At 73.1% G+C, this 23,296-nt stretch carries 18 protein-coding genes; 11 read left to right on the top strand and 7 right to left on the bottom strand.

What is annotated here, in order from left to right; genetic code table 11:
• Positions 1 to 63: 63 nt before the first annotated feature.
• Entirely contained in the window at positions 64 to 1,797 is a 1,734-nt protein-coding gene (locus ACWDX7_RS04365; protein ID WP_451489237.1) for an ABC transporter ATP-binding protein, read from the top strand.
• Positions 1,794 to 3,716: an ABC transporter ATP-binding protein gene (locus tag ACWDX7_RS04360; protein WP_451489238.1), complete on the top strand. Its 1,923-nt coding sequence runs from the start codon at positions 1,794 to 1,796 to the stop codon at positions 3,714 to 3,716. The genes ACWDX7_RS04365 and ACWDX7_RS04360 overlap by 4 nt, the downstream gene beginning before the upstream one ends.
• A gap of 52 nt (positions 3,717 to 3,768) precedes the next feature.
• Here ACWDX7_RS04360 and ACWDX7_RS04355 read toward each other — a convergent pair whose 3' ends face one another.
• From ACWDX7_RS04355 to ACWDX7_RS04345, 3 genes are all read right to left on the bottom strand, one after another.
• Positions 3,769 to 4,923: an RNA polymerase sigma factor gene (locus tag ACWDX7_RS04355; RefSeq protein WP_451489239.1), complete on the bottom strand. Its 1,155-nt coding sequence runs from the start codon at positions 4,921 to 4,923 to the stop codon at positions 3,769 to 3,771.
• A gap of 227 nt (positions 4,924 to 5,150) precedes the next feature.
• Positions 5,151 to 7,241, bottom strand: coding sequence for a molybdopterin oxidoreductase family protein (locus tag ACWDX7_RS04350; protein WP_451489240.1), 2,091 nt, complete (start codon positions 7,239 to 7,241; stop codon positions 5,151 to 5,153).
• 424 nt (positions 7,242 to 7,665) lie between these two features.
• A complete protein-coding gene (locus ACWDX7_RS04345; RefSeq protein ID WP_451489241.1) occupies positions 7,666 to 8,370 on the bottom strand; it encodes a SanA/YdcF family protein in 705 nt (234 codons plus the stop codon).
• Positions 8,371 to 8,810: 440 nt separating this feature from the next.
• On the opposite strand from ACWDX7_RS04345, the gene ACWDX7_RS04340 reads away from it, so the two are divergent.
• From ACWDX7_RS04340 to dnaG, 4 genes are all read left to right on the top strand, one after another.
• On the top strand, positions 8,811 to 9,554 hold the full coding sequence (locus tag ACWDX7_RS04340; RefSeq protein ID WP_451489242.1) for a sirohydrochlorin chelatase: 744 nt from the start codon (positions 8,811 to 8,813) through the stop codon (positions 9,552 to 9,554).
• A 135-nt stretch (positions 9,555 to 9,689) separates the two neighbouring features.
• Positions 9,690 to 11,024: a deoxyguanosinetriphosphate triphosphohydrolase gene (locus ACWDX7_RS04335; RefSeq protein ID WP_451489243.1), complete on the top strand. Its 1,335-nt coding sequence runs from the start codon at positions 9,690 to 9,692 to the stop codon at positions 11,022 to 11,024.
• A gap of 92 nt (positions 11,025 to 11,116) precedes the next feature.
• Entirely contained in the window at positions 11,117 to 12,382 is a 1,266-nt protein-coding gene (locus ACWDX7_RS04330; RefSeq protein ID WP_451489244.1) for an NAD(P)/FAD-dependent oxidoreductase, read from the top strand.
• Positions 12,383 to 12,472: 90 nt separating this feature from the next.
• Positions 12,473 to 14,389: a DNA primase gene (gene dnaG, locus ACWDX7_RS04325; protein ID WP_451489245.1), complete on the top strand. Its 1,917-nt coding sequence runs from the start codon at positions 12,473 to 12,475 to the stop codon at positions 14,387 to 14,389.
• A gap of 92 nt (positions 14,390 to 14,481) precedes the next feature.
• Here the strand turns inward: dnaG and ACWDX7_RS04320 are convergent, their stop codons facing one another.
• The gene (locus ACWDX7_RS04320) at positions 14,482 to 14,967 is read right to left on the bottom strand and encodes a gamma-glutamylcyclotransferase family protein (RefSeq protein WP_451489246.1); all 486 of its coding nucleotides are present in this window, start codon (positions 14,965 to 14,967) and stop codon (positions 14,482 to 14,484) included.
• Positions 14,968 to 15,371: 404 nt separating this feature from the next.
• Between ACWDX7_RS04320 and ACWDX7_RS04315 the strand changes: the two genes are divergently transcribed.
• Positions 15,372 to 15,914 (top strand): hypothetical protein, encoded by a 543-nt coding sequence (locus ACWDX7_RS04315; protein WP_451489247.1) that lies wholly within the window; start codon positions 15,372 to 15,374, stop codon positions 15,912 to 15,914.
• Positions 15,915 to 16,041: 127 nt separating this feature from the next.
• Positions 16,042 to 16,809: a class F sortase gene (locus ACWDX7_RS04310; RefSeq protein WP_451489248.1), complete on the top strand. Its 768-nt coding sequence runs from the start codon at positions 16,042 to 16,044 to the stop codon at positions 16,807 to 16,809.
• Between the two features lie 39 nt (positions 16,810 to 16,848).
• Here ACWDX7_RS04310 and ACWDX7_RS04305 read toward each other — a convergent pair whose 3' ends face one another.
• Positions 16,849 to 17,631, bottom strand: a complete 783-nt coding sequence (locus ACWDX7_RS04305; RefSeq protein ID WP_451489249.1) for a sulfite exporter TauE/SafE family protein — start codon at positions 17,629 to 17,631, stop codon at positions 16,849 to 16,851.
• A gap of 188 nt (positions 17,632 to 17,819) precedes the next feature.
• Here ACWDX7_RS04305 and ACWDX7_RS04300 point away from each other — a divergent pair, with 188 nt between their 5' ends.
• The 3 genes from ACWDX7_RS04300 to nirD are packed head-to-tail and all read left to right on the top strand — an operon-like array spanning position 17,820 to position 22,110.
• Positions 17,820 to 19,241, top strand: coding sequence for an NAD(P)/FAD-dependent oxidoreductase (locus ACWDX7_RS04300; RefSeq protein ID WP_451489250.1), 1,422 nt, complete (start codon positions 17,820 to 17,822; stop codon positions 19,239 to 19,241).
• A 2-nt stretch (positions 19,242 to 19,243) separates the two neighbouring features.
• The gene (gene nirB / locus ACWDX7_RS04295; RefSeq protein WP_451489251.1) at positions 19,244 to 21,781 is read left to right on the top strand and encodes a nitrite reductase large subunit NirB; all 2,538 of its coding nucleotides are present in this window, start codon (positions 19,244 to 19,246) and stop codon (positions 21,779 to 21,781) included.
• A complete protein-coding gene (nirD, locus tag ACWDX7_RS04290; RefSeq protein WP_451489252.1) occupies positions 21,778 to 22,110 on the top strand; it encodes a nitrite reductase small subunit NirD in 333 nt (110 codons plus the stop codon). Before nirB ends, nirD begins: the two co-directional genes overlap by 4 nt.
• 45 nt (positions 22,111 to 22,155) lie before the next feature.
• Here nirD and ACWDX7_RS04285 read toward each other — a convergent pair whose 3' ends face one another.
• Positions 22,156 to 22,596, bottom strand: a complete 441-nt coding sequence (locus ACWDX7_RS04285) for a VOC family protein (protein WP_451489253.1) — start codon at positions 22,594 to 22,596, stop codon at positions 22,156 to 22,158.
• A gap of 165 nt (positions 22,597 to 22,761) precedes the next feature.
• Positions 22,762 to 23,241 carry a group III truncated hemoglobin gene (locus ACWDX7_RS04280; RefSeq protein ID WP_451489254.1) on the bottom strand — a complete coding sequence of 160 codons (480 nt, stop codon included), beginning with the start codon at positions 23,239 to 23,241 and terminating at the stop codon, positions 22,762 to 22,764.
• Between the last annotated feature and the right edge of the window lie 55 nt (positions 23,242 to 23,296).

The raw sequence follows: 23,296 nt of genomic DNA, 5'->3' as shown, positions 1-23,296 counted from the left end.
GATCGGGCCACCGTTGGCTCAAGATGGGGGGAACCCCTCGATCTTGCCGACCGGAGCCTACGCGTGCTCATACGACTTCTGCGGACCCACCTGGGTGCGTATCAAAAACCGATCGCCGCCCTGGTGCTGCTGCAGTTGCTGCAGACCAGCGCGAGCCTCTACCTGCCGACGCTGAACGCGGACATCATCGACAACGGTGTCGTCCACGGCGACACCGGCTACATCCTGCGCTTCGGCGCGGTGATGCTCGGCGTCTCCCTCGTCCAGCTGCTCTGCAACGTCGGGGCCGTGTACTACGGCGCGCGCACGGCGGCGGCCTTCGGCCGGGACGTGCGCGCCGCCGTCTTCGACCGGGTGCAGAGCTTCTCCGCGCGGGAGCTCGGCCAGTTCGGAGCGCCGTCCCTCATCACCCGTACGACGAACGACGTACAGCAGATCCAGATGCTCGTGCTGATGTCGTTCACCCTGATGGTCTCGGCGCCCATCATGTGCGTCGGCGGCATCGCCATGGCCCTCTCGCTCGACCTGCGGCTGTCCGGTGTGCTGATCGCCGTGGTCCCCGTCCTCGGGCTCTCCGTCGGCGCGGTGGTCTTCAAGACGCGGCCGCTGTTCCGGCAGATGCAGGAGCGCCTGGACAACGTGAACCGGGTCCTGCGCGAACAGATCACCGGAAACCGGGTGATCCGCGCTTTCGTCCGCGACGACTACGAGAAGGACCGGTTCCGCGACGCCAACGCCGACCTGACCGGTGTATCCCTGGCCACCGGCAAGCTGCTGGCCCTGATGTTCCCCACCGTCATCCTGGTCGTGAACATCTCCAGCGTCGCCGTCATCTGGTTCGGTGCGATGCGCGTCGACAGCGGTGGCATGGAGATCGGCCAGCTGACGGCCTTCCTCGCCTACCTGATGCAGATCGTCATGTCCGTGATGATGGCCACCTTCATGTTCATGATGGTGCCGCGCGCCGAGGTGTGCGCCGAGCGGGTGCAGGAGGTCCTGGACACCGAGTCGAGCGTGGTCCCGCCCGTCGAACCGGTGCGTGTGCTCGCCCGGCACGGGCGGCTGGAGTTGCGCGGCGCCGAGTTCCGCTATCCGGGCGCCGAGGCCCCGGTCCTGCGCGGCGTGGACCTGCTGGCCCGCCCGGGCGAGACCACCGCGGTGATCGGCTCGACCGGAAGCGGCAAGTCCACGCTGCTGGGCCTGGTGCCGCGGCTGTTCGACGCGACCGGTGGCGAGGTGCTGGTCGACGGGGAGGACGTACGACGGCTGGAGCCCGGCCTGCTGGCCAGGACGGTGGGACTGGTCCCGCAGAAGCCGTACCTGTTCTCCGGCACCGTCGCTTCCAACCTGCGCTACGGGCGCCCCGACGCGAGCGACGAGGAGCTCTGGCACGCGCTGGAGGTTGCGCAGGCCAAGGAGTTCGTGTCCGCGCTGGAGGGCGCCCTCGAAGCCGCCGTCACGCAGGGCGGAACCAATGTCTCCGGCGGTCAGCGCCAGCGCCTGGCCATCGCCCGCACCCTGGTGCAGCGACCGGAGATCTACCTCTTCGACGATTCCTTCTCGGCCCTCGACTACGCGACCGACGCGGCGCTGCGGGCGGCGCTGGCCCGGGAGACCGAGGACGCGACCGTGGTCATCGTCGCCCAGCGGGTCTCCACGATCCGCGACGCCGACCGGATCATCGTCCTGGACGCGGGCCAGGTGGTGGGCGAGGGACGGCACCACGAGCTGATGGCCGGCAATGAGACCTACCGGGAGATCGTGCTCTCCCAGCTGACGGAGGCGGAGGCCGCATGAGCGGGCCCAGAGGACGGATGATGACGGGGCCGGCCCAGCGCTCCATGGATTTCAAGGGTTCGGGCAAGCGGCTGCTGGGCCAGCTCGCGCAGGACCGGGCCAAGCTGTGGGGCATGGTCGCCGCCGTGGTGGGCAGCGTCGGCTGCGCGGTCGTCGGCCCCAAGATCCTCGGTGAGGCCACCGACCTGGTGTTCGCGGGGATCGTGGGCCGGGAGATGCCGGACGGGGCCACCAAGCAGGAGGCGTTGGACGGACTGCGCGCCCAGGGCCGGGGCGGTGTGGCGGACATGCTGTCCGGCACCGATTTCACCCCGGGCAAGGGCATCGACTTCGGCGCGGTCGGGGTCGTGGCGCTCTGGGCGCTGGTGCTCTTCAGTGTGGCCGGTGTACTGATGCTGGTGGCGACACGGCTGTCGAACCACGTCATGAACGGCACCGTGTACCGGATGCGCGAGGAGCTGCAGGCGAAGCTGTCGCGGCTGCCGCTGTCGTACTTCGACCAGCAGAAGCGCGGTGAGGTGCTGAGCCGGGCCACGAACGACATCGACAACATCGGCCAGACGCTCCAGCAGACGATGGGGCAGCTGCTGAACTCGCTGCTGACCATCGTCGGCGTGCTGGCGATGATGTTCTGGATCTCCCCGCTGCTGGCCCTGGTCGCGCTGGTGACCGTACCGCTCTCGGTCTACGTCGCCGCGAAGATCGGCAAGAAGTCGCAGCCCCAGTTCGTGGCGCAGTGGAAGACGACGGGCGCGCTGAACGCGCACGTCGAGGAGATGTACTCGGGCCACGCGCTGGTCAAGGTCTTCGGCCGGCAGGAGGAGTCCGCGGCCCTCTTCGCCGAGCAGAACGAGGCGCTGTACCGGGCCACCTTCAAGGCGCAGTTGGTCAGCGGCATCATGCAGCCGGTGATGTTCTTCATCTCGAACATCAACTACGTGCTGATCGCGGTCGTCGGCGGTCTGCGCGTGGCCTCGGGCAGCCTGTCCATCGGTGACGTGCAGGCCTTCATCCAGTATTCGCGGCAGTTCTCGATGCCGCTGACCCAGGTCGCGTCGATGGCGAACCTCGTGCAGTCCGGCGTCGCCTCGGCGGAGCGGGTCTACGAACTGCTGGACGCGCGGGAGCAGGAGCCGGACGCCGAGGTGCCGGAGCGTCCCGAGGAGCTGCGCGGCCGGGTCACTCTCGACAAGGTGGCCTTCCGCTACGAGCCGGACAAGCCGCTCATCGAGAACCTCTCGCTGACGGTCGAGCCCGGCCAGACGGTCGCGATCGTCGGCCCGACGGGGGCGGGCAAAACGACCCTGGTGAATCTGCTGATGCGGTTCTACGAGGTCACGGGCGGGGAGATCGCCCTCGACGGGGTGGACATCGGGAAGATGACGCGCGAGGAACTGCGCGCCGGCATCGGCATGGTGCTCCAGGACACCTGGCTGTTCGGCGGCACGATCGCGCAGAACATCGCCTACGGTGCTTCGCGCGAGGTCACGCGCGCCGAGATCGAGGCGGCGGCGCGGGCCGCGCACGCGGACCGCTTCATCCGCACCCTGCCGGACGGCTACGACACGGTGCTGGACGACGAGGGCGCGGGGGTCAGCGCCGGCGAGAAGCAGCTGATCACCATCGCCCGGGCGTTCCTGTCGGACCCGGTGATCCTGGTGCTCGACGAGGCGACGAGCTCGGTGGACACCCGTACGGAGGTGCTGATCCAGAAGGCGATGGCGCGCCTCGCGCACGGCCGTACCTCCTTCGTGATCGCGCACCGGCTGTCCACCATCCGCGACGCCGACGTCATCCTGGTGATGGAGAACGGTTCGATCGTGGAACAGGGGACGCACGAAGGGCTGTTGGCGTCGCAGGGGGCGTACGCGCGGCTGTACGCGGCGCAGTTCGCGCAGGCGGTCGCCGAAGTCGACTGATTCCGTGGCGGGGTGCCCGGCCCGGGCACCCCGACTGCGGCACCCCGGCCGGTCAGTCGAGATAGCCCCGGAGCTGATCGGCGAAGGCGTGGTCGCGCAGCTTGTTGAGGGTCTTCGACTCGATCTGCCGGATCCGCTCGCGGGTCACGCCGAAGATCCGGCCGATCTCCTCCAGGGTGCGGGGGCGCCCGTCGGCGAGTCCGTACCGCAGCTGGACGACCTTGCGCTCGCGCTCGCCGAGGGTCGACAGCACGGCTTCCAGGTGCTCGCGCAGCAGGAAGAACGCGGCGGACTCCATGGGGGAGGCGGCGTCACCGTCCTCGATCAGATCACCGAGCGCCACGTCGTCCTCCTCGCCCACGGGGGCGTGCAGGGAGACCGGCTCCTGCGCGAGGCGGAGCACCTCCATGACGCGCTCGGGGGTGAGCTCCAGATGGACGGCGACCTCTTCGGCGGTGGGTTCGTACCCGCGCTCCTGGAGCATGCGGCGCTGCACCCGCACGACGCGGTTGATCAATTCCACGACGTGGACGGGCACGCGGATGGTCCGGGCCTGGTCGGCGAGGGCCCGGGACATCGCCTGCCGGATCCACCAGGTGGCGTAGGTGGAGAACTTGTACCCGCGGGCGTAGTCGAATTTCTCAACGGCCCGGATGAGCCCGAGGTTCCCCTCCTGTACGAGGTCGAGCATGGTGAGCCCGCGGCCCACGTACCGCTTGGCGACGGAGACGACGAGCCGCAGATTCGACTCGATCAGGCGGCGTTTGGCCATGCGCCCCATGACGACGAGCTTGTCGAGGTCCATGGCGAGGCGGGAATCGAGGTCGGCGGCGCTGGCGAGCTTCTCCTCGGCGAAGAGCCCGGCTTCGACGCGCCGTGCGAGATCGACCTCCTCGGCGGCGGTGAGGAGCGGGATCCTGCCTATCTCGCGCAGGTACTGCCGGAACAGGTCCGCGGAAGGAGCCGCGCCGCTCCCGCGCTCGCTGCTGCGCCTGCGCTGCTCCGGCGTATCGGGCATCTCCGGCACGTGCTCGATCAGTTCCGGCGGCTCCGGCCCGTCGTCCACGGCTTCGTCCGCCGTCCCGGGCTCTTCGGCCTCTTCGGCGCCTTCGTCCCTCGTGGCCGCTACGGCGGCCACTGCGGCCTCCGAGGACTCGCTCCCGTTCACGGTCACGCTCACGTTCGCGGTCAGGGTCTGGGTCTGCACGAGGGCGACCTCCTGGGCTCCGAGGACGGGGGCACCGGACCTCAGTGTGGGGCACGGCACATCGCCGCCACGAGGGGCGTGCGCGCACTTTCTGAGTCCCTGCGTGACCGGATGGTTACCCGCCGTCGAGGATCCGATGCGGATCGGAAGCATGTCCGAGCAGTCGATTTCAGATCCGCGTACGGGACCCGCGGCGCCCGCCCCGAGCCGGGTGGTGGCCCGGCGGCTCAGTCGGCCGGTTCCACGCGGACCGCGCACACCTTGAACTCCGGCATGCGGGAGGTCGGGTCCAGGGCCGCGTTGGTCAGGGTGTTGGCGCGGCCCTCGCCCGGCCAGTGGAAGGGCATGAAGACCGTGTCCGCCCGGATGGTGTCCGTGATGCGGGCCGGCGCCACCGCCCGGCCCCGACGGGAGACGACCGCCAGGGGGCGGCCCTCGACCGCGCCGATCCGGGCGGCGAGGCGGGGGTGGAGTTCCACGAAGGGGCCGGGGGCCGCCGCGTTGAGCTCGTCCACCCTGCGGGTCTGGGCGCCGGACTGGTACTGGGCGACCACGCGGCCGGTGGTGAGCAGGACCGGGTACTGAGCGTCGGGGATCTCGGCGGCGTCGCGGTGCGAGACGGCGACGAAGCGGGCGCGGCCGTCGTCGGTGGCGAAGCGGTCCAGGAAGAGGCGGGGGGTGCCCGGCGCACCGGAACCGTCCTCGGGGCAGGGCCAGAAGACGCCCTGCTCCGCCTCGATGCGGGCGTAGGTGATGCCCGAGTAGTCCGCAGGGCCGCCGGCGGAGGCGCGGCGCAGTTCGTCGAAGACCTCCTCGGGGGCGGTGGGGAAGCCCTTCTCCACGCCGAGCCGGCCGGCCAGGCCGTGCAGCACCTCCAGGTCGGTGCGCACCCCCGCCGGCGGGTCGAGTGCCTTGCGGCGGAGCAGGACGCGGCCCTCCAGGTTGGTGGTGGTGCCGGTCTCCTCCGCCCACTGGGTGACCGGGAGGACCACGTCCGCGAGGGCAGCCGTCTCGGAGAGGACGACATCGGCAACCACCAGGAAGTCCAGCGAGCGGATGCGCTCCTCGACGTGGGCGGCGCGGGGCGCCGAGACCACCGGGTTGGAACCCATCAGCAGCAGCGCCCGGACCTCCGTGCCCAGGGCGTCGAGGAGTTCGTACGCGCTGCGGCCCGGGCCGGGGAGGCTGTCCGGGTCCACTCCCCAGACCCCGGCGACGTGCGCGCGGGCCGCCGGGTCGGTCAGCTTGCGGTAGCCGGGGAGCTGGTCCGCCTTCTGTCCGTGCTCGCGGCCGCCCTGGCCGTTGCCCTGGCCGGTCAGGCACCCGTACCCGGAGAGCGGCCGGCCGGCCCGGCCGGTGGCGAGGCACAGGTTGATCCAGGCGCCGACGGTGTCGGTGCCCTTGGACTGCTGTTCCGGGCCGCGGGCCGTGAGCACCATCGCGGAGGACGGGGCGCAGAACATCGCCACCGCTTCGCGCAGCCGGGGGACGGGGACGCCCGTGATGCGCTCCACCAGCTCCGGCCAGTGCGCCATCGCGGCCGCCCGGGCCTCCTCCCAGCCGGTGGTGCGTTCGGCGATGAACTGCTCGTCCGTACGGCCTTCCGCGACCACCAGGTGCAGCAGGCCGAGCGCGAGCGCGAGGTCCGTGCCGGGGCGCGGGGCCAGGTGCAGGTCGGCCTGCTCGGCGGTGCGGGTCCGGCGCGGGTCGATGACGATCAAGGTGCCGCCGTTCGCCTTGAGCTCCGTGAGGTAGCGCAGGGCGGGCGGCATGGTCTCGGCCAGGTTCGAGCCGACGAGGATGACGCAGCCGGTGCGGGGAATGTCCTCCAGCGGGAAGGGCAGACCCCGGTCGAGGCCGAAGGCCCGCTGGTGGGCGGCGGCGGCCGAGGACATGCAGAAGCGGCCGTTGTAGTCGATCTGCGAGGTCCGCAGGGCGACCCGGGCGAACTTGCCGAGCGCGTACGCCTTCTCGTTGGTCAGTCCGCCGCCGCCGAAGACCCCGACGGCGTCCGGTCCGTGCGTACCCGCCGTGCGGGCGAGGCCCGCGGCGACGGCGTCGAGGGCCTCCTCCCAGGTGGCCGGCGCGAGCTGCCCGGCGTGGGTGCGGACGAGCGGCTCGGTCAGGCGCACCCGGGAGGAGAGCACGGCGGGGGCGGTGCGGCCCTTGCCGCACAGCGCGCCCCGGTTCACGGGGAAGTCGGCGCGCTCCTCCACCGTCACGGTGGCACCGCCCGGGTCGGGTCGGAGGACCATGCCGCACTGCAGCGCGCAGTACGGGCAGTGCGTGGCCGTGGCGGCTGCTTCCGGAGTGTGCATACCGGACAGCCTGCTCCGCCGGTGTTACGCGGGCGGCAGCCGTCCGTTACGCCTCCGGTACGGCGCCCTCAGCGCCGCCGTCACCATCCGGTGAGGTGGCTGCGCGGGCCGGCGGCGGGGCAGGGCGCTGGACCCGGCGGCCCGGCCCCGGTCCACGGCGAGCCGGGCGCCGCGCACGCGCCCGGCGGGATCCGGTAGCCGGACGCGGCGGCCCCCGGGGGCCGATACGGGTCTCGTCGGTCTCCCGGGTCCCCGGCGCAACCATGGGTGCGCCGGGGTCCTCGCCGGCTGGTCGGCGCCTGCCGGCCTCGCGGGGGCACGCCCTCACCGACCGGTCCGCGCCAGCCGGCCTCGCGGGCACCGGCTCGTCGGCGCCCGCCGGCCTCGCCCTCGCCGGCCGGTCGGCGGCGCCGCCGGTGGCGGGTCAGTCCGGCAGGGACGCGAGGGCTCGCGATATGCCCTGTTCCTTCGGCCCCAGGAAGCGCGGGGCGGGTGTGAAGGCCGCGTCCAGCGCCGCCTTGCCCGCCGCGAAGACCTCGCGGGTCCCCCCGTAGTACCAGGTGGCGTCATGTACGTCGGCCACCCCGACGCCGTACGAGTCCAGGCCCGCGGCCTGGCACAGGGCGACCGCCCGGCGGATGTGGAAGCCCTGGCTGATCAGCACGGCCCGCTCGACGCCGAATATCTGCTTGGCCCGCACGCAGGAGTCCCAGGTGTCGAAGCCGGCGTAGTCACTGACGATCCGCTCGTCCGGCACCCCGTGTCCGGTGAGATACGTGCGCATCGCCTGGGGCTCGTCATACTCCGTGCGGCTGTTGTCCCCGGTGACCAGCACGACCTTGACCTTGCCCGCGTGGAAGAGCTCGGCGGCCGCGTCGAGCCGGTCGGCCAGGTAAGGGGTGGGCCTGCCGTTCCACAAACCGGCCCCGAACACCACGGCCACCTCGGCGGCCGGCGCGTCGGCGGTGGTCCGCAGCCGGTCCGCGGCCGCCGCGTGCGTCCACGCCGACGGCAGCAACGCCAGCACGCAGCCCGCCATCACGATCCGCACCGCCCGCCGCCGCGCCCCTACGCCGCGCGGCAGCCCCGGCACCCCTGGCCGCCCCCACGCCCCCGGCATCCCTCGCATCCGCGGCCCCTGCCGCCCCCTCGGCCGCCATCCCGCCGCCGACCGTGCCCATCCCGGCATCTCCATGATCGATCCCCCCTCGCACCCAATGCCCCGCACCCCGGGCCTCACGCCTCACGCGTCCTTCGCACGGATTGACGAACAGGCCCCCGCCCCCAGTTCCACACCTCCCGCCTTTCACCCGTACGAATGATCGAGTGAGCAGCCGGAAAACACCCGTCACCCCGACGCAACGCCCCGGCAACCTGCCTCCCGCAGGATCGGTTCATGACGGAGCCGGTGCACCCTCCCGACACCCCGCCCCTCCCCCGCCCCCTCGCACTCCCCCTCCCCCTCCCGTTCGGCGGCGCCGCCGAGCTGCTGACCCGGATCACCGCCCAACTCGGCACCCAGCTCAGCGGGCTGCTCCCGCCGCGCGCCCGGCCCCACGGAGTCCAGACATGCAGCCCACCCTCATCGCAGTGGCCCACGGCAGCCGCGACCCGCGTGCCCCGCACACCGCCCTCGCGCTGCTCGAACGGGTCCGCGAGCTCCGCCCCCGGCTCGACGTCCGGCTCGGGCACATCGAGCTGAACCGGCCGCTGCTCGACGACACCCTCGCCGGGCACGCGCCCGGCCCGGCGGTGCTCGTACCGCTGCTGCTCGGCCGCGGATACCACGTCAAGCACGACCTCCCCGCGGCCGGCGCCCGGGCCGGCCACCTCGACACCCGCGTCGCCGCCCCGCTCGGCCCGCACCCGCTGCTGGTCGAGGCCCTCTTCGAACGGCTCCTGGAAGCCGGCTGGACTCCGGGCACCGCCGTGGTCCTGGCCGCCGCCGGGTCCCGCGACCCCGACTCCGCCGCCGACACCCGCGCCACCGCCGCCCTGCTCTCCGAACGCCTCGGTTCCGTGCCCGTCGTACCGGCCTACGCCTCCACCGCCGCTCCCGCCGTCCCCGACGCCGTCCGGGCGCTGACCTCCCGCGGGCACCGCCGGGTCGCGGTCGCCTCCTACTTCGTCGCCCCGGGCCGCTTCGCCACCCACAGCGCGGCCGCCGCGTCCGGCCCCGCCGCCGCCCCCATCGGCGCGCATCCGGCGCTGGCCCGCCTCGTACTCCAGCGGTACGACGAGGCCCTCACCCGGCGCCGGGACGAGAGCCCCGCCCCGAGCCCGGCCCGGCCCCGCGAACTGGCCACCGCGTAAGGGCCGGCCCCCGGAAGAGGAGCACACCGTTCGGACAGCGCACCCTCGGACAGCACGCCGTTGGACAGGGCGCCCTTGGACAGCCGCAGCGTTCGGATTGCTCGGATTGTCGGTGTTTCCGGTTAACGTCTCACCATGGAAGGCATGGAAGGCACCACACTGGCCCCCGCACCCGATCCGAACGAGCCCTACGACCCGTCCGCCACCGAGCGCTGGGCCACCGAGCCCGACAAACGGCCCGGGCGCACCGCCTTCCAGCGCGACCGCGCCCGCGTGCTGCACTCCGCCGCCCTGCGCCGCCTCGCCGGGAAGACCCAGGTCGTCACCCCCGGCACCCGTTCCTACGACTGGGACGCGAGCCCCCGTACGCGGCTCACGCACTCCTTGGAGTGCGCCCAGGTCGGCCGCGAGCTCGGCGCGGCGCTCGGCTGCGACCCCGACCTCGTCGAGGCCGCCTGCCTCTCGCACGACATGGGCCACCCTCCCTTCGGGCACAACGGCGAGGAGGCCCTCAACCAATTCGCCAAGGACTGCGGTGGCTTCGAGGGCAACGCCCAGTCGCTGCGCCTGCTGACCCGCCTGGAACCGAAGCGGTTCGTACCCGACCCGTCGAGCGGCGAGCTCGTCAGCGTCGGCCTCAACCTGACCCGCGCCTGCCTGGACGCCGCCACCAAGTACCCCTGGGCCCGCGGGGACCACCCCACCGACCCCGGCTCGGTCAAATTCGGGGCGTACGAGGACGATCTGCCGGTCTTCGCGTGGCTGCGCCGCGGCGCGCCCGCCGACCGCAAGTGCTTCGAGGCGCAGGTGATGGACTGGGCGGACGATGTCGCCTACTCCGTCCATGATTTCGAGGACAGCCTGCACGCGGGCCACCTCGACCCCAATCTCCTCTTCGCCGAGCCGGAGCGGGCCGCGATCTGGCGGGTGGCGATCGGCCGGTACGTCCCCGCCGACACCTCCCCGGAGGAGCTGCGCGAGGCTCTCGACCGGCTGATGGAACAGGAGTGGTGGCCCCACGGGTACGACGGTTCGGCCGTCGCCCAGGCCCGCCTGAAGGACGCCACCAGCCAGTTGATCGGCCGGTTCTGCCTGGCCGCCGAGGGCGCCACCCGCGAGGCCTACGGTTCCGGCCGCCTCACCCGGTACGCCGCCGAGCTGATGGTCCCGCGTGCGGCGCGCAACGAGTGCGCGGTGCTCAAGGCGGTAGCCGACCTGTACGTCATGCAGCGCGACGAGCAGGAGCGGATCCGCGCCGACCAGCGCGTGGTGCTGGCCGAACTCGCCGAGGCGCTGAGCGCCCGCGCCCCCGAGGGGCTGGACCCGCAGTTCCGGGCGATCTTCGACACGGCCCCGGACGACAAGGCCCGCAAACGCGCCGTCATCGACCAGATCGCGGCCCTCACGGACGCCTCCGCCCGCTCGCTGCACGCCCGCCTCACCCGGCGCACCCGGCGCGCCGGAGGGTGAGTGATCGGGCCACTCGCCCTTCACGCGGCAGGCTCGGTGCGGGACGCTGGCATGTGGTCGCATGTGGCGCAGAGGTTATGAGGAGGCATCAGGTGGTCGACGCACACCAGACGTTCGTCATCGTCGGCGCGGGGCTGGCCGGGGCGAAAGCGGCCGAAACGCTGCGCTCCGAGGGGTTCACGGGGCGGGTGATCCTGATCGGCGACGAGCGCGACCATCCCTACGAACGGCCCCCGCTCTCCAAGGGGTTCCTGACGGGCAAGGACGACCGCGACAGCGTCTTCGTCCACGAGCCGTCCTGGTACGCGGCCTGCGACATCGAGCTCCACCTCGGCCAGCCGGCGGTCCAGCTCGACCGGGAGGCCAAGAAGGTCGTCCTCGGCGACGGCACCGCGCTGCACTACGACAAGCTGCTGCTGGCCACCGGCGCCGAACCGCGCCGCATGGACATCCCCGGCACGGGCCTGGCCGGGGTGCACCACCTGCGGCGCCTCGCCCACGCCGAGCGGCTGCGCAACGTACTCGCCGGCCTCGGCCGGGACAACGGGCACCTGCTGATCGCGGGCGCCGGGTGGATCGGCCTGGAGGTGGCGGCCGCGGCCCGCGGGTACGGCGCCGAAGTCACCGTCGTCGAGCAGGAGGCGACCCCGCTGCACGCGGTGCTCGGCCCGGAGATCGGCCGGCTCTTCGCGGACCTGCACGCCGACCGGGGGGTGCGCTTCCACTTCGGGGCCCGCCTCACCGAGATCCTGGGACATGACGGCATGGTGCTGGCCGCCCGGACGGACGACGGGGAGGAGCACCCGGCGCACGCCGTTCTCGCGGCGATCGGGGCCGCGCCGCGGACCGCGCTCGCCGAGACCTCCGGGCTGTCCCTGGTGGACCGGGAGCACGGCGGCGGGATCGCCGTGGACGCCTCCCTGCGGACGTCGGATCCGCACGTCTACGCGGTCGGGGACGTGGCCGCCGCGCACCACCCGGTGCTGGGCAGCCGGCTGCGGGTCGAGCACTGGGCCAACGCCCTCAACGGCGGTCCGGCCGCGGCGCGGGCCATGCTGGGGCAGGAGGTCTCGTACGACCGGGTGCCGTACTTCTTCTCCGACCAGTACGACGTGGGTATGGAGTACTCCGGGTACGCGCCGCCCGGAAGCTACGACCAGGTGCTCATCCGCGGGGATGTGGGCAAGCGGGAGTTCATCGCCTTCTGGCTCTCCGAGGGGCGGGTCCTGGCCGGGATGAACGTGAACGTGTGGGATGTCACCGCACACATCCAGGCCCTGATCAGGTCGAAGTCCCCGGTGGACCGCGACGCGCTGGCCGACCCGTCGGTTCCGCTGGCCTCCCTCGCGGAGTCATAGGAACCGGGCCGGCGGCGCGGGCGGCCGCCCGGTGGGCCGAGCCCCCGGGGGCCGGGAGGGATTGTCGGCGCCCGGCCGTAGACTTCACGCGTGGCAGGACGGATCAACGACGATGACGTGAAGGCGGTACGGGACGCGGTCCCGATCGACGCCGTCGTCTCCGAATACCTCCAGCTGCGCAACGCGGGCGGCGGCAACCTCAAGGGCCTGTGCCCCTTCCACGACGAAAAGTCCCCGTCCTTCCAGGTCAGCCCCAGCAAGGGCCTGTACCACTGCTTCGGCTGCCAGGCGGGCGGGGACACCCTCGACTTCATCATGAAGATCGACCACCTCTCCTTCTCGGAGGCGGTCGAGCGCCTCGCCGGCCAGGCCGGCATCACCCTGCGGTACGAGGAGGGCGGCTACACCGCCGGCACCAGCGGCCGCGGTGAGCGGATCCGGCTGGTCGAGGCGCACAAGGCCGCCGCCCTGTTCTACGCCGACCAGCTGGGCAGCCCCGAAGCCGAGATCGGCCGCAAGTTCCTGGCGGAGCGCGGCTTCGACCAGGCTGCCGCCGCGCACTTCAGCGTCGGTTACAGCCCGGCCGGCTGGGACCACCTGACGCGCTTCCTGCGCGGCAAGGGCTTCAGCGACAAGGAGCTGATCCTGTCCGGGCTCGCCCAGGACAGCCGCAGCGGCAAGCCCATCGACCGCTTCCGCGGCCGGCTGATGTGGCCGATCCGCGACATCACCGGCGAGGTGGTGGGCTTCGGCGCCCGCAAGCTGCGCGACGACGACAACGGCCCGAAGTACCTGAACACGCCCGAGACGGCGATCTACAAGAAGTCCCAGGTGCTGTACGGCATCGACCTGGCGAAGAAGGAGATCGCGAAGACCTCGCTGGCCGTGGTGGTCGAGGGGTACACGGACGTGATGGCCTGCCACCTGGCCGGAGTCACCACCGCGATCGCGACCTGTGGCACCGCCTTCGGCGGGGACCACATCAAGATCCTGCGCCGCCTGCTGATGGACAACGCGACGGCAGAGGTGATCTTCACCTTCGACGGTGACGCGGCGGGTCAGAAGGCCGCGCTGCGGGCTTTCGAGGACGACCAGAAGTTCGCCGCCGAGACCTCGATCGCGATCACCCCCGGCGGTATGGACCCCTGCGACCTGCGCCTCGCGCAGGGGGACGCGGCGGTGGCCGGGCTGGTGGAGTCCCGCACTCCGCTGTTCGAGTTCGCGCTGCGGCACATCGTCTCGCGCCACAACCTGGAGAACCCGGCGGGCCGGGCGGCCGCCCTGGACGAGGCGGCGCCGGTCGTCGCCCACATCAAGAACATCGCGATCCAGCACGAGTCGGCGGTCCAGCTGGCGGGCATGCTGGGCATCCGCGACGAGCAGTTCGTGGTCAAGCGGGTCGCGCAGCTGGCGCGGTGGGCGCGGGACCGGGGCGGCCAGCCGGGCCCTGGGCAGAACGGCGGTCCGCAGCGCGGCCGCCCCTCCTACGACTCCGCCCCCGCGGCCTCGCCCCGGCCCGCCGGCGGCCCGGCCCTGAATCTGCGCAGCCCGGCCCACCGCACGGAGCGCGAGCTGCTCAAGTTGGCCCTGCAACGGCCGGCCCTGGTCTCCCCGGCCTTCGACGCGTACGGGATGGACGAGTTCACCGCCCCGCCCTACGCGGCGGTGCGCCAGGCCATCCAGGACGCGGGCGGCGTCGCGGCCGACTCCGAGGACTACCTGGCGCGCGTGCGCGAGGCCGCGCCGAACGACACCGTCCGCTCCCTCGTGACGGAGCTGGCGGTGGAGGCCATCCACGCGAAGACGGTGGATGAGATCTACGCCGGAGTCCAGCTGGTCCAGGTGCGCCTGCGCGCCGTGGACCGCCGGGTCCACGAGATCCAGGGGACGCTGTCCCGGCTGGGCGCCCAGGCCCCGCCGGAGCAGCTGGCCGCGGTCCAGGAGGAGCTGTGGGTCCTCCAGCAGTACGGCCAGCGGCTGCGCAACCGCGGCGCCGAAGGGCTGTAGGGCTGTAGGGCGCACGGTTACGCATGTGCTGGCCGTACCCGCCCGCACAGCCCAATCGGGCCCGCTGCGGCCGCTGGGCCCGCGACCCGGCGCTACCGCTTGAACCAGTCCCCGCCCGGTATCTCGGCGCCGGACCGCCTCAGCTCCCGGGTCATGAGATCCGACGCCAGATAGACCCAGGCCCGCACGGGCGTGCCGTCGGGGCGCAGCGCGTCGCGGGCGATCCGGTCGTAGAGGTTCCGCGGGCGGCCCGGGCCCTCGTACTCCTCCAGCCGGTCCAGCGCGGCCAGCAGTTCACCGTAGGCGTCCGGCGCCGCCGTGATCAGCTCGCCGACGACGGCGGAGCCGGGGCGGTGGACGGCGTACGGGTATCCGGGGCCGTCGTAGAGCGCCGCGTCGGGGAGGAGCGCGGGCTCCTCGCGAGCCGTGCGGCCGCGCAGGAACAGGTCGTGGTTGACCTCGCCCGGGCGCAGGGTCCCGTAGACGAAGAAGGGGAGCGGAGCGCTGGAATCCGGCGGGCGGACCTCGGGTCTCCGCGATATCGCAGACGTCTCCGATGTCCCCGACGTCCCGGACATGTCAGATGTCTGCGAAGTCTCCGGTGTCACGGGGCTCTCCCTCAGGTACGGCGAGGCGGTCCGCAGGACCGGGCGGAACGTCCCGGGCGCCCTGCGCCCCACCACCGTACGCACGGCTGCCGCCACCGCTTTCCGCGCCCGCGAGGCCGCTGCCGCATCGGCCCGTCCCCACCCCGCCGCCGCTTCCTCCGCGCCGCGCGGCTCCGGCGGGTCCGCGCGGTGGGATCACCCGGACGGCGCGGCGGTCGGGGACGGCCCTGATGGCGGCAGTCGGGGCGCTGACCTGCGGGAATGAAACGGGGGTGGCGGAAACGGGGGCAGAGCTGACGAGGCATCAGCAGGCGGGAGTCCGACGGGCCGGGTTACCTCGGAGACACGACCCCGTGTCCTCAGGAGAGTCCCCCATGCGCCGACGCACCGCCCACGCGCTCACCGCCACCGCGCTGACCGCCGTGGCGTTCACCGGCCCGGTCGCCGGCGCCGTCGCCGCCGCGGACCTCGGCATGGTGAGCTTCACGCCCGGCGACTTCGCCCCGCTGGAGGTGTGGCCGAAGTCCGCCGCACCGGGCACCACCGTCACCGTGAACACCACCGCCTGCGGCCGTGGCAGCCACGCAGAGGGTGACGCCACCACGGTCGGCGGCGGTCGCTTCAAGCTGGTCCCCGGCACGCACAAGGAGGTCGTCGTGGGGCAGTTCCGGGTCGCCCCCGGCACCCGGTCCGGCATCTACGCCATCGGCGCGACCTGCGCGAACGGCAAGTTCGCCACCGGCGATCTCGTCGTCACCGAACGCGGCCCGCAGGGCCACGTCAAGACCGGGGTGGGTGGTGGGACGAACGTCGCCACCGACCCCGCCAAGATCGCGGCGGGAACGGCCGTCCTGGCCGCCACCGCCGTCGGCGGTACCTGGCTCCTGCGTCGCCGGGCGAGCGGCACGCGGAGCTGACGGACGCCCACCGCGGCTTCGGCCGCGGTCCGACCGGTACCGTCCCCGTCGCCCGCCCCGCGAGGTCCCCCCGTTCGCGGGGCCGGGCGACGGCCAGTCACCCCGACACGGAAGCGGAGGGGCACGCATGGGTGGCGATTTCCGAGGCGTCCGTGGCCACGGCGGAGCCGGCCCGGCCTCGACGGGCACCGGCAGCCGCACCACCCGCGGCCCCGTCGGCGCCACCACCCGTCCCACCCCCCGTCCCACCCCCCGCACCACCGTCCGGGAGACGGCCCGCGACCTCACCGCCCGTCACGCCGGTCTCGTCGCGCTCGCCGCCTGCGTCGGCATCTGGCTCGTGACCAGCGGTTCCCGCGAGCCGGTCGGCCCGCCGCTGCCCTCCCCCGCCGAAGCCCTGACCGCCACCAGCGCGACGGGACCCGGGATCGCCCCCCTCCCCGGTTCCCCGCCCAGCCGGATCCGGATTCCCTCCATCCGGGTCGACGCCCCGCTGATCGGGCTGGGGCTGGAGCGCGACCGCAGCCTTGAGGTGCCCCCGCCCGCCCGGGGCGACCTGGCCGGCTGGTACCGCGAGGGCACCACCCCGGGCGCCACCGGTACGGCGGTCATCGCCGGACACGTGGACCACGCCACCGGCCCGGCGGTCTTCTACCACCTGGGTGCGCTGCGCCGCGGGGCGGCCATCGAGATCCCGCGGGCGGACGGCCGTACCGCCGTGTTCACGGTCCACGCGGTCGAGGTCTACGGCACGGAGGCCTTCCCCGACTCCCGCGTGTACGGCCCCTCGGCCCGCGCCGAGCTGCGGGTCATCACCTGCGGTGGCGGCTTCTCACCGCGCACCGGCTACCGCGGCAACGTGGTCGTCTTCGCCCACCTCACGGGCACGTACTGACCCCCGTGGGCACGGCCCACACCTGGTAGCCGGTCCCGGTCAGCCCCACTGCTCGAAGCCGAGCTTCACCACGAGCGCGCCCACCACCGTCAGCAGCACGCCGCGGACGAAACCGCTGCCCTTGCTGAGCGCCGTACGGGCCCCGATCAGGCCTCCCGCCAGATTGAACACCGCCATCAGCGCGGCCAGCTGCCACAGCACCATGCCCTGGTGGGCGAACACCGCGAGCGCCCCCGCGTTGGTGCACACATTGACGATCTTGGCGGTCGCGGAGGCGGTGACCAGGTCGAGGTGGAGGAGGGCGGTGAGCGCGAGGACCAGGAAGGTGCCGGTGCCGGGCCCGACGAGGCCGTCGTAGAACCCGATGCCGAGCCCGGCGAGCCCGATGGCGAGCAGCACGCGCCGCCGGCTGACGGGTGAGGCGGCGGGGGCGGTGCCGAAGGCGGGCCGGAAGAGCACGAAGGCGGCGACGAGCACCAGTACCACCATGATCAGCGGACGCAGCGCGTCCTTGCTGATACCGCCGGCGAGCGCGGCGCCGCCCATCGATCCGGCGAGCGCGGCGAGGCCGATGCGGACGGAGAGCTTCACGTCCACCGGCGCCTTGCGCACGTACGTCACGGCCGCGCCCGTGGTGCCGACGACGGCCACGGCCTTGTTGGTGCCGAGGACGGTGGCGGGGTGGGCGTTCGGCAGGCCGAGCAGCAGGGCGGGCAGCAGGAGCAGGCCGCCGCCGCCCACCACAGCGTCGATCCAGCCCGCGGCCGCGGCGGCCACGCACAGCACGATGATCATGGTCATCGATATCTCAGGCACGATCATGACCCTACGCAGTGGCCGGATGCGGGACGCATCAGCCCCCGATACGTGCAGGGCAAGGCCGACCCGCCGCTTGGGGCGGCCGGGCGGAACGCTCCTCACGGGCCCCCGGCCCCGGCGCTGAGGTGGGCGTTCCGTCCGGGTAACAGGGGCGATGCGGCGGGGAAACAGCGGCGGCGCACGCTCATGGCATGACCTCGGAGCAGCGTGTGGTGGTGATCGGCGGCGGCCTGGCGGGCCTGCGGCTCGCGCAGCGGCTGGGCCCTGCCGCGGCGGTGACCGTCCTGGGCGAGGAGACTCACGTCCCCTACAACCGGGTCCTGCTCGCCGAGGTCCTGGCCGGCCGGTACGCCCCGGAGGTGACCGCCCTCCCGGCGCCCGGCCCGGCGCTGCGCCGCGGCGTGCGGGCGGTACGGGTCGATCGCGCCGAGCGGACCGTGCACTGCGACGACGGCACCGTGGAGGCGTACGACACGCTCGTGCTGGCCACCGGCTCCAATCCGGTGCTGCCGCCGCTGCGCGGGCTGTTCGAACCGGAGGGGCGCGACCTCCCGGAGGGGGTCCACGCTTTCCGCACGATGGACGACTGCCTGGCCCTCTCGGCGGCCGTACGTCCCGGCGTGCGCGCGGTGGTGATCGGCGGGGGCCTCCTCGGCGTCTCGGCGGCCCGCGCCCTCGCCGAGCGCGGCGCCCAGGTCGTCCTGGCCCAGCAGGCGGAGCGCCTGATGGAACGCCAGCTCGACGCGGACGCCTCGGCCGTGCTCCACGAGCACCTGACCGACCTCGGGGTGGAGATCCACACGGAATGCCGAGTCCGCGGCCTGACGACCACGCCCCAAGGGCCGGCCGGCGCCCCGGAGTCCGTCGGCGCCGGGGTCCGTCCCGGTGCGCCGGCCGCGGCGCCGGAGCCGGCCGCGGCGGCCGCGGCGGGCACGCCCCGCGCGGCGGCGACTCCCCGCAGGGTCACCGGGGTGGAACTCGCCGACGGCTACCGCCTGGACGCCGACCTCGTCGTCCTGGCCTGCGGCGTCCGTCCCCGTACGGGGCTCGCGGTGGCCGCCGGGCTCGACGTGCGCAAGGGCATCGTGGTCGACGGCCGGCTGCGGACGAGTGACCCCCGCATCCACGCCATCGGCGACTGCGCCGAACACGCCGGTCAGGTGTACGGCCTCGCCGGCGCCGCGCTGGAACAGGCCGACGCCCTCGCCGCCGTCCTCGGCGGGGCGCAGCACGGCGGCGGCCATGGCCAGGGCCACACCACCGGCCCCGACGCCCCGCCCCCCACCGAGTACACCGGTACCCGCGCCCTCACCCGCCTCACCCTGGGCGGAGCCGGAAAGGACCGGGCCGGAAGCGGCGAAGCCGGCCGCCCCCTCGACCTCGCCGCTTTCGGCGAGACCACCCCCCTCCCCGGCGACGACGTGCTCCGCCTGGCCGACGCCACCCGCCGGACCTACCGGAAGGTCGTCGTCCGCGGCGACCGGCTCGTCGGCGGGGTCCTGCTCGGCGAACTCTCCACCGTGGGCGCCCTCGCCCGCAGCTGGGAGGACGGCGGGCCCCTGCCCGCCGCCGACGACCTGTTCCACCTGCTCACCGACGACGGAGGCTCCTGATCATGGCCGCACCCACGCCCACTCCCGCCATCGTGCTCATCGGGCACGGCATGGTCGGCCAGCGCTACCTGGAGGCGCTCGCCGAGCGCGGCGCCACCGCCACGCACCGGATCACCGTGCTCTGCGAGGAGCCCCGGCCCGCCTACGACCGCGTCCACCTCACCTCGTACTTCTCGGGCAGCACCCCCGAGGACCTGTCCATGACTCCCCCGGGATTCATGGCGGAGCACGGCATCGCCCTCCACCTGGACGACCCCGCCGAGCACATCGACCGGGCCGCCCGCACGGTCACCTCCCGCTCCGGGCAGGTCTTCCCGTACGACGTCCTCGTCCTGGCGACCGGCAGCTACCCCTTCGTCCCGCCCGTCCACGGCAAGGACGCACCCGGCTGCTTCGTCTACCGCACCATCGAGGACCTCCTCGCGATCGAGGAGTACGCCAAGGGCCGCACCCGGGGCGCGGTCGTCGGCGGCGGCCTGCTCGGGCTCGAAGCCGCGGGCGCCCTCCAGGGGCTGGGCCTGAGCACCCGCGTGGTCGAGTTCGCCCCGCGGCTGATGCCCGTCCAGGTCGACGAGGGCGGCGGCGCGGCCCTGCTGCGCACCATCGAGTCCATGGGCATCACCGTCCACACCGGCGTGGGCACGCAGGAGGTACTGACCGGCGAGGACGGCTCGGTGAGCGGAATGCGGCTCTCCGACGGCTCCACCGTCGAGGCCGACCTCGTGGTCTTCTCCGCCGGTGTCCGCCCCCGCGACCAGCTGGCCCACGCCTCGGGGCTGGAGGTCGGCGAGCGCGGCGGAATCCGGGTCGACGCCCGCTGCCGCACCTCGGACCCGTACGTCTACGCCATCGGCGAGTGCGCCCTCGCCGCCGACGGCCGCGTCTACGGTCTGGTCGCCCCCGGCTACGAGATGGCGGAGACCGCCGCCGAGGACCTCCTGGGCCGCGCGAAGGAGTTCACCGGAGCCGATCTCTCCACCAAGCTCAAGCTGCTCGGAGTGGACGTGGCCTCCTTCGGCGACGCCCACGGCGCCACCGAAGGCAGCCTCGACGTGGTCTGGTCGGACTCCCGGTCCGGCGTCTACAAGAAGCTGGTCGTCTCCCCCGACGGCGTCCTCCTCGGCGGGGTGCTGGTGGGCGACGCCGACTCGTACGGCCTGCTGCGCCCGCTCACCGGCAGCGTCCCGCCGGTCGCCCCCGAGCAGCTGGTGCTGCCCGCCGGCCTCGGCGCGCCCGTCGCGCTCGGCCCGTCCGCCCTGCCCGACCATGCGGTGATCTGCTCCTGCCACAACGTCACCAAGAAGGCCATCGCCGCCTGCGCCGACCTCCCCGAGGTCAAGAAGTGCACCAAGGCGGGCACGGGCTGCGGCAGCTGCCTCAAGGTGATCGGCCAGCTGCTGCCGGCCGCCGCGGACAAGGGGCTGTGCGGCTGCTTCCCGTACACCCGCGCCGAGCTCTACGAGATCGTGCGCACCCGGCAGCTGACCTCGTACGAGCAGCTCCTCGACGGCCACGGCCGCCCGGAGGCCCGGGGCGGCGACGGCTGCGAGGTCTGCAAGCCCACCGTCGGGTCGATCATCGCCTCGCTGGCCGCGGTCCTCGGCGCGAGCGGATACGTACTGGACGGGGAGCAGGCCGCGCTCCAGGACACCAACGACCACTTCCTCGCGAACATGCAGCGCAACGGCTCCTACTCGGTCGTCCCCCGGATCCCCGGCGGTGAGATCACCCCCGACAAGCTGATCGTGATCGGTGAGGTGGCCCGCGACTTCGGCCTCTACACGAAGATCACCGGCGGTCAGCGGATCGACCTCTTCGGCGCCAGCGTGGACCAGCTCCCGCGCATCTGGGCACGCCTCGTCGACGCCGGATTCGAATCCGGCCACGCGTACGGAAAGGCCCTGCGCACGGTGAAGTCCTGCGTGGGGCAGACCTGGTGCCGGTACGGGGTCCAGGACAGCGTGCGGATGGCCATCGACCTGGAGCTGCGCTACCGGGGCCTGCGCGCCCCGCACAAGCTCAAGTCGGCGGTCTCCGGCTGCGCCCGCGAGTGCGCGGAGGCGCAGAGCAAGGACTTCGGGGTCATCGCGACGGCGAGCGGCTGGAACCTCTACGTCGGCGGGAACGGCGGGGCCACGCCGCGCCACGCCGACCTGCTGGCCCAGGACCTCTCCGACGCGGAGCTGATCCGGCTCATCGACCGGTTCCTGATGTTCTACATCCGCACCGCCGACCGGCTGGAGCGGACCTCCACCTGGCTGGAGCGGATGGAGGGCGGCCTGGCGCACCTCAAGGACGTGATCGTGCACGACTCGCTCGGGCTGTGCGAGGAGCTGGAGTCCCTGATGGCGGGGCATGTGGCCCACTACCGCGACGAGTGGGCGCAGACGCTGGCGGACCCGGAGCGGATGCGCCGCTTCGTCTCCTTCGTCAACGCGCCGGGGGCGCCCGACCCGACCGTGAAGTTCGTCCCCGAGCGGGACCAGGTCAAGCCGGACCTGACCGTTCTCACCCTTCAGCCGCTGGGAGGCACCCGATGACCGTCGAACTGCGAGTGGCCGAGGGCTGGCTGACGGTGTGCGAGCTGTCCGCGCTCATCCCGGGGCGGGGGGTCGCCGCCCTGCTGCCCGACGGGAGTCAGGCCGCGGTGTTCGTGGACCGCGCGGGGCGTACGTACGCCATCGGCAACCAGGACCCCTTCACCGGCGCGCAGGTGCTCTCGCGGGGGCTGCTCGGGTGCGCGGCGGGCAGGCCCTTCGTGGCCTCGCCGCTGCTGAAGCAGCGCTTCGACCTGGAGTCGGGGCGCTGCCTGGACGACGAGGAGGTGGCGGTCCGGACCTATCCGGTGCGGACCGCCGCGACCTCCTGACGGACGGGAGGCCGGCCCCGGGCCGGCTCCGGGTCCGCACCCGGGTCAGCTCCCTTGGCCGGTCTCCGGGCCGCTCTGGACGGCGGCCGGGTCCATCCACATGATCTCCCAGGTGTGGCCGTCGAGGTCGTCGAAGGCCCGGCCGTACATGAAGCCGTAATCCTGGGCCGGGCGCGGCTCGGTGGCCCCGGCCGCGAGCGCCCCGTCGACCAGCTCGTCGACCTTCTCGCGGCTCTCGGCACTCAGGCACAGGAGCACCTCGGAGGTCTTCGTCGCGTCCGCGATCTCCTTGTGGGTGAAGTCCTTGTAACGGGCCTCCGTGAGCAGCATGGCGACGATGGTGTCGCTGATGACCACGGAGGCGGCGTTCTCGTCGCTGAACTGGGCGTTGAAGGAGTAACCGAGCCGGGACCAGAAGGCCTTGCTGGCGTCGAGGTCCTTGACCGGCAGGTTGACGAAGATCATGGTGGGGGTGGTGGCGGGCATCTCGGTCCCTCGTCTCTCGTGTGCTGTCCGTTGCTTTCGAGAGATAGACCGCGGGGCCGCGGGAGAATCATCGCTCCGCGCGAAAGTTTTTCGAGGTCCCCGCTCGACCCGGCGTCAGGGCATGTCAGCAGGGGGGCGGAGCTCCGGACAGGGCCTGGGTTCGCGTCAGGCCACCGAAGGGCGCGGTGACGGACTGCGCAGTTCCAGCGCCGCCAGGGGGACGAAGCCCGCCCTGCCCTCGCCGCTCGGCGGGGCGTCGTCCGCTCCGGACAGCCGCCCGTGCAGGGCCAGCGCGATCCGCTCGCCCCGCTCCTTGGCCCGCTCGGCGTTCGGGCCGCGGTACAGGCCGTCGATCGTGGCGCGCCAGAGCTGGACCCAGCGCCCGAAGTCCGCGGCGGTCATCGTCCGCGCCGCGTGCAGGGCCGCGTGCGGGGCGAAGGCGTCGCGCCGGTAGCCGGCGCCGCCGAAGAGGGACCGTTCCCAGAAGTCGGTGATCCGGGGCAGGTGGGCGTCCAGGTCCGTACCGGCGATCTCGGTGAAGAACGGCCCGATCCGCCGGTCGGCGAAGGCGGCCGTGTAGAAGCGGCGCAGCAGGACGTCGAGGTCGGGGCGGCCCGAGATATCGGCGCGGGGAAGGTCGTTCATCGCTCCACCATCTTCCCCCACGCGACCCGCCCGCAGGCGCGGAAGTACCGCTGTA

The organism is Streptomyces sp. NPDC003034, from assembly GCF_053591375.1.
Note: the sequence above shows the minus strand (reverse complement) of the source record. Positions and strands in the feature narration are given on the sequence as shown.

What these genes read in the sequence shown, in the direction of transcription:
- ACWDX7_RS04360 (WP_451489238.1), top strand. Translation starts at nt 1,794, where the DNA reads ATGAGCGGGCCCAGAGGACGGATGATGACGGGGCCGGCCCAGCGCTCC.
- ACWDX7_RS04350 (WP_451489240.1), bottom strand. Translation starts at nt 7,241, where the DNA reads ATGCACACTCCGGAAGCAGCCGCCACGGCCACGCACTGCCCGTACTGC.
- ACWDX7_RS04345 (WP_451489241.1), bottom strand. Translation starts at nt 8,370, where the DNA reads ATGCGAGGGATGCCGGGGGCGTGGGGGCGGCCAGGGGTGCCGGGGCTG.
- ACWDX7_RS04340 (WP_451489242.1), top strand. Translation starts at nt 8,811, where the DNA reads ATGCAGCCCACCCTCATCGCAGTGGCCCACGGCAGCCGCGACCCGCGT.
- ACWDX7_RS04335 (WP_451489243.1), top strand. Translation starts at nt 9,690, where the DNA reads ATGGAAGGCATGGAAGGCACCACACTGGCCCCCGCACCCGATCCGAAC.
- ACWDX7_RS04320 (WP_451489246.1), bottom strand. Translation starts at nt 14,967, where the DNA reads ATGTCCGGGACGTCGGGGACATCGGAGACGTCTGCGATATCGCGGAGA.
- ACWDX7_RS04315 (WP_451489247.1), top strand. Translation starts at nt 15,372, where the DNA reads ATGCGCCGACGCACCGCCCACGCGCTCACCGCCACCGCGCTGACCGCC.
- ACWDX7_RS04310 (WP_451489248.1), top strand. Translation starts at nt 16,042, where the DNA reads ATGGGTGGCGATTTCCGAGGCGTCCGTGGCCACGGCGGAGCCGGCCCG.
- ACWDX7_RS04305 (WP_451489249.1), bottom strand. Translation starts at nt 17,631, where the DNA reads ATGATCGTGCCTGAGATATCGATGACCATGATCATCGTGCTGTGCGTG.
- ACWDX7_RS04300 (WP_451489250.1), top strand. Translation starts at nt 17,820, where the DNA reads ATGACCTCGGAGCAGCGTGTGGTGGTGATCGGCGGCGGCCTGGCGGGC.
- nirB (WP_451489251.1), top strand. Translation starts at nt 19,244, where the DNA reads ATGGCCGCACCCACGCCCACTCCCGCCATCGTGCTCATCGGGCACGGC.
- nirD (WP_451489252.1), top strand. Translation starts at nt 21,778, where the DNA reads ATGACCGTCGAACTGCGAGTGGCCGAGGGCTGGCTGACGGTGTGCGAG.
- ACWDX7_RS04285 (WP_451489253.1), bottom strand. Translation starts at nt 22,596, where the DNA reads ATGCCCGCCACCACCCCCACCATGATCTTCGTCAACCTGCCGGTCAAG.
- ACWDX7_RS04280 (WP_451489254.1), bottom strand. Translation starts at nt 23,241, where the DNA reads ATGAACGACCTTCCCCGCGCCGATATCTCGGGCCGCCCCGACCTCGAC.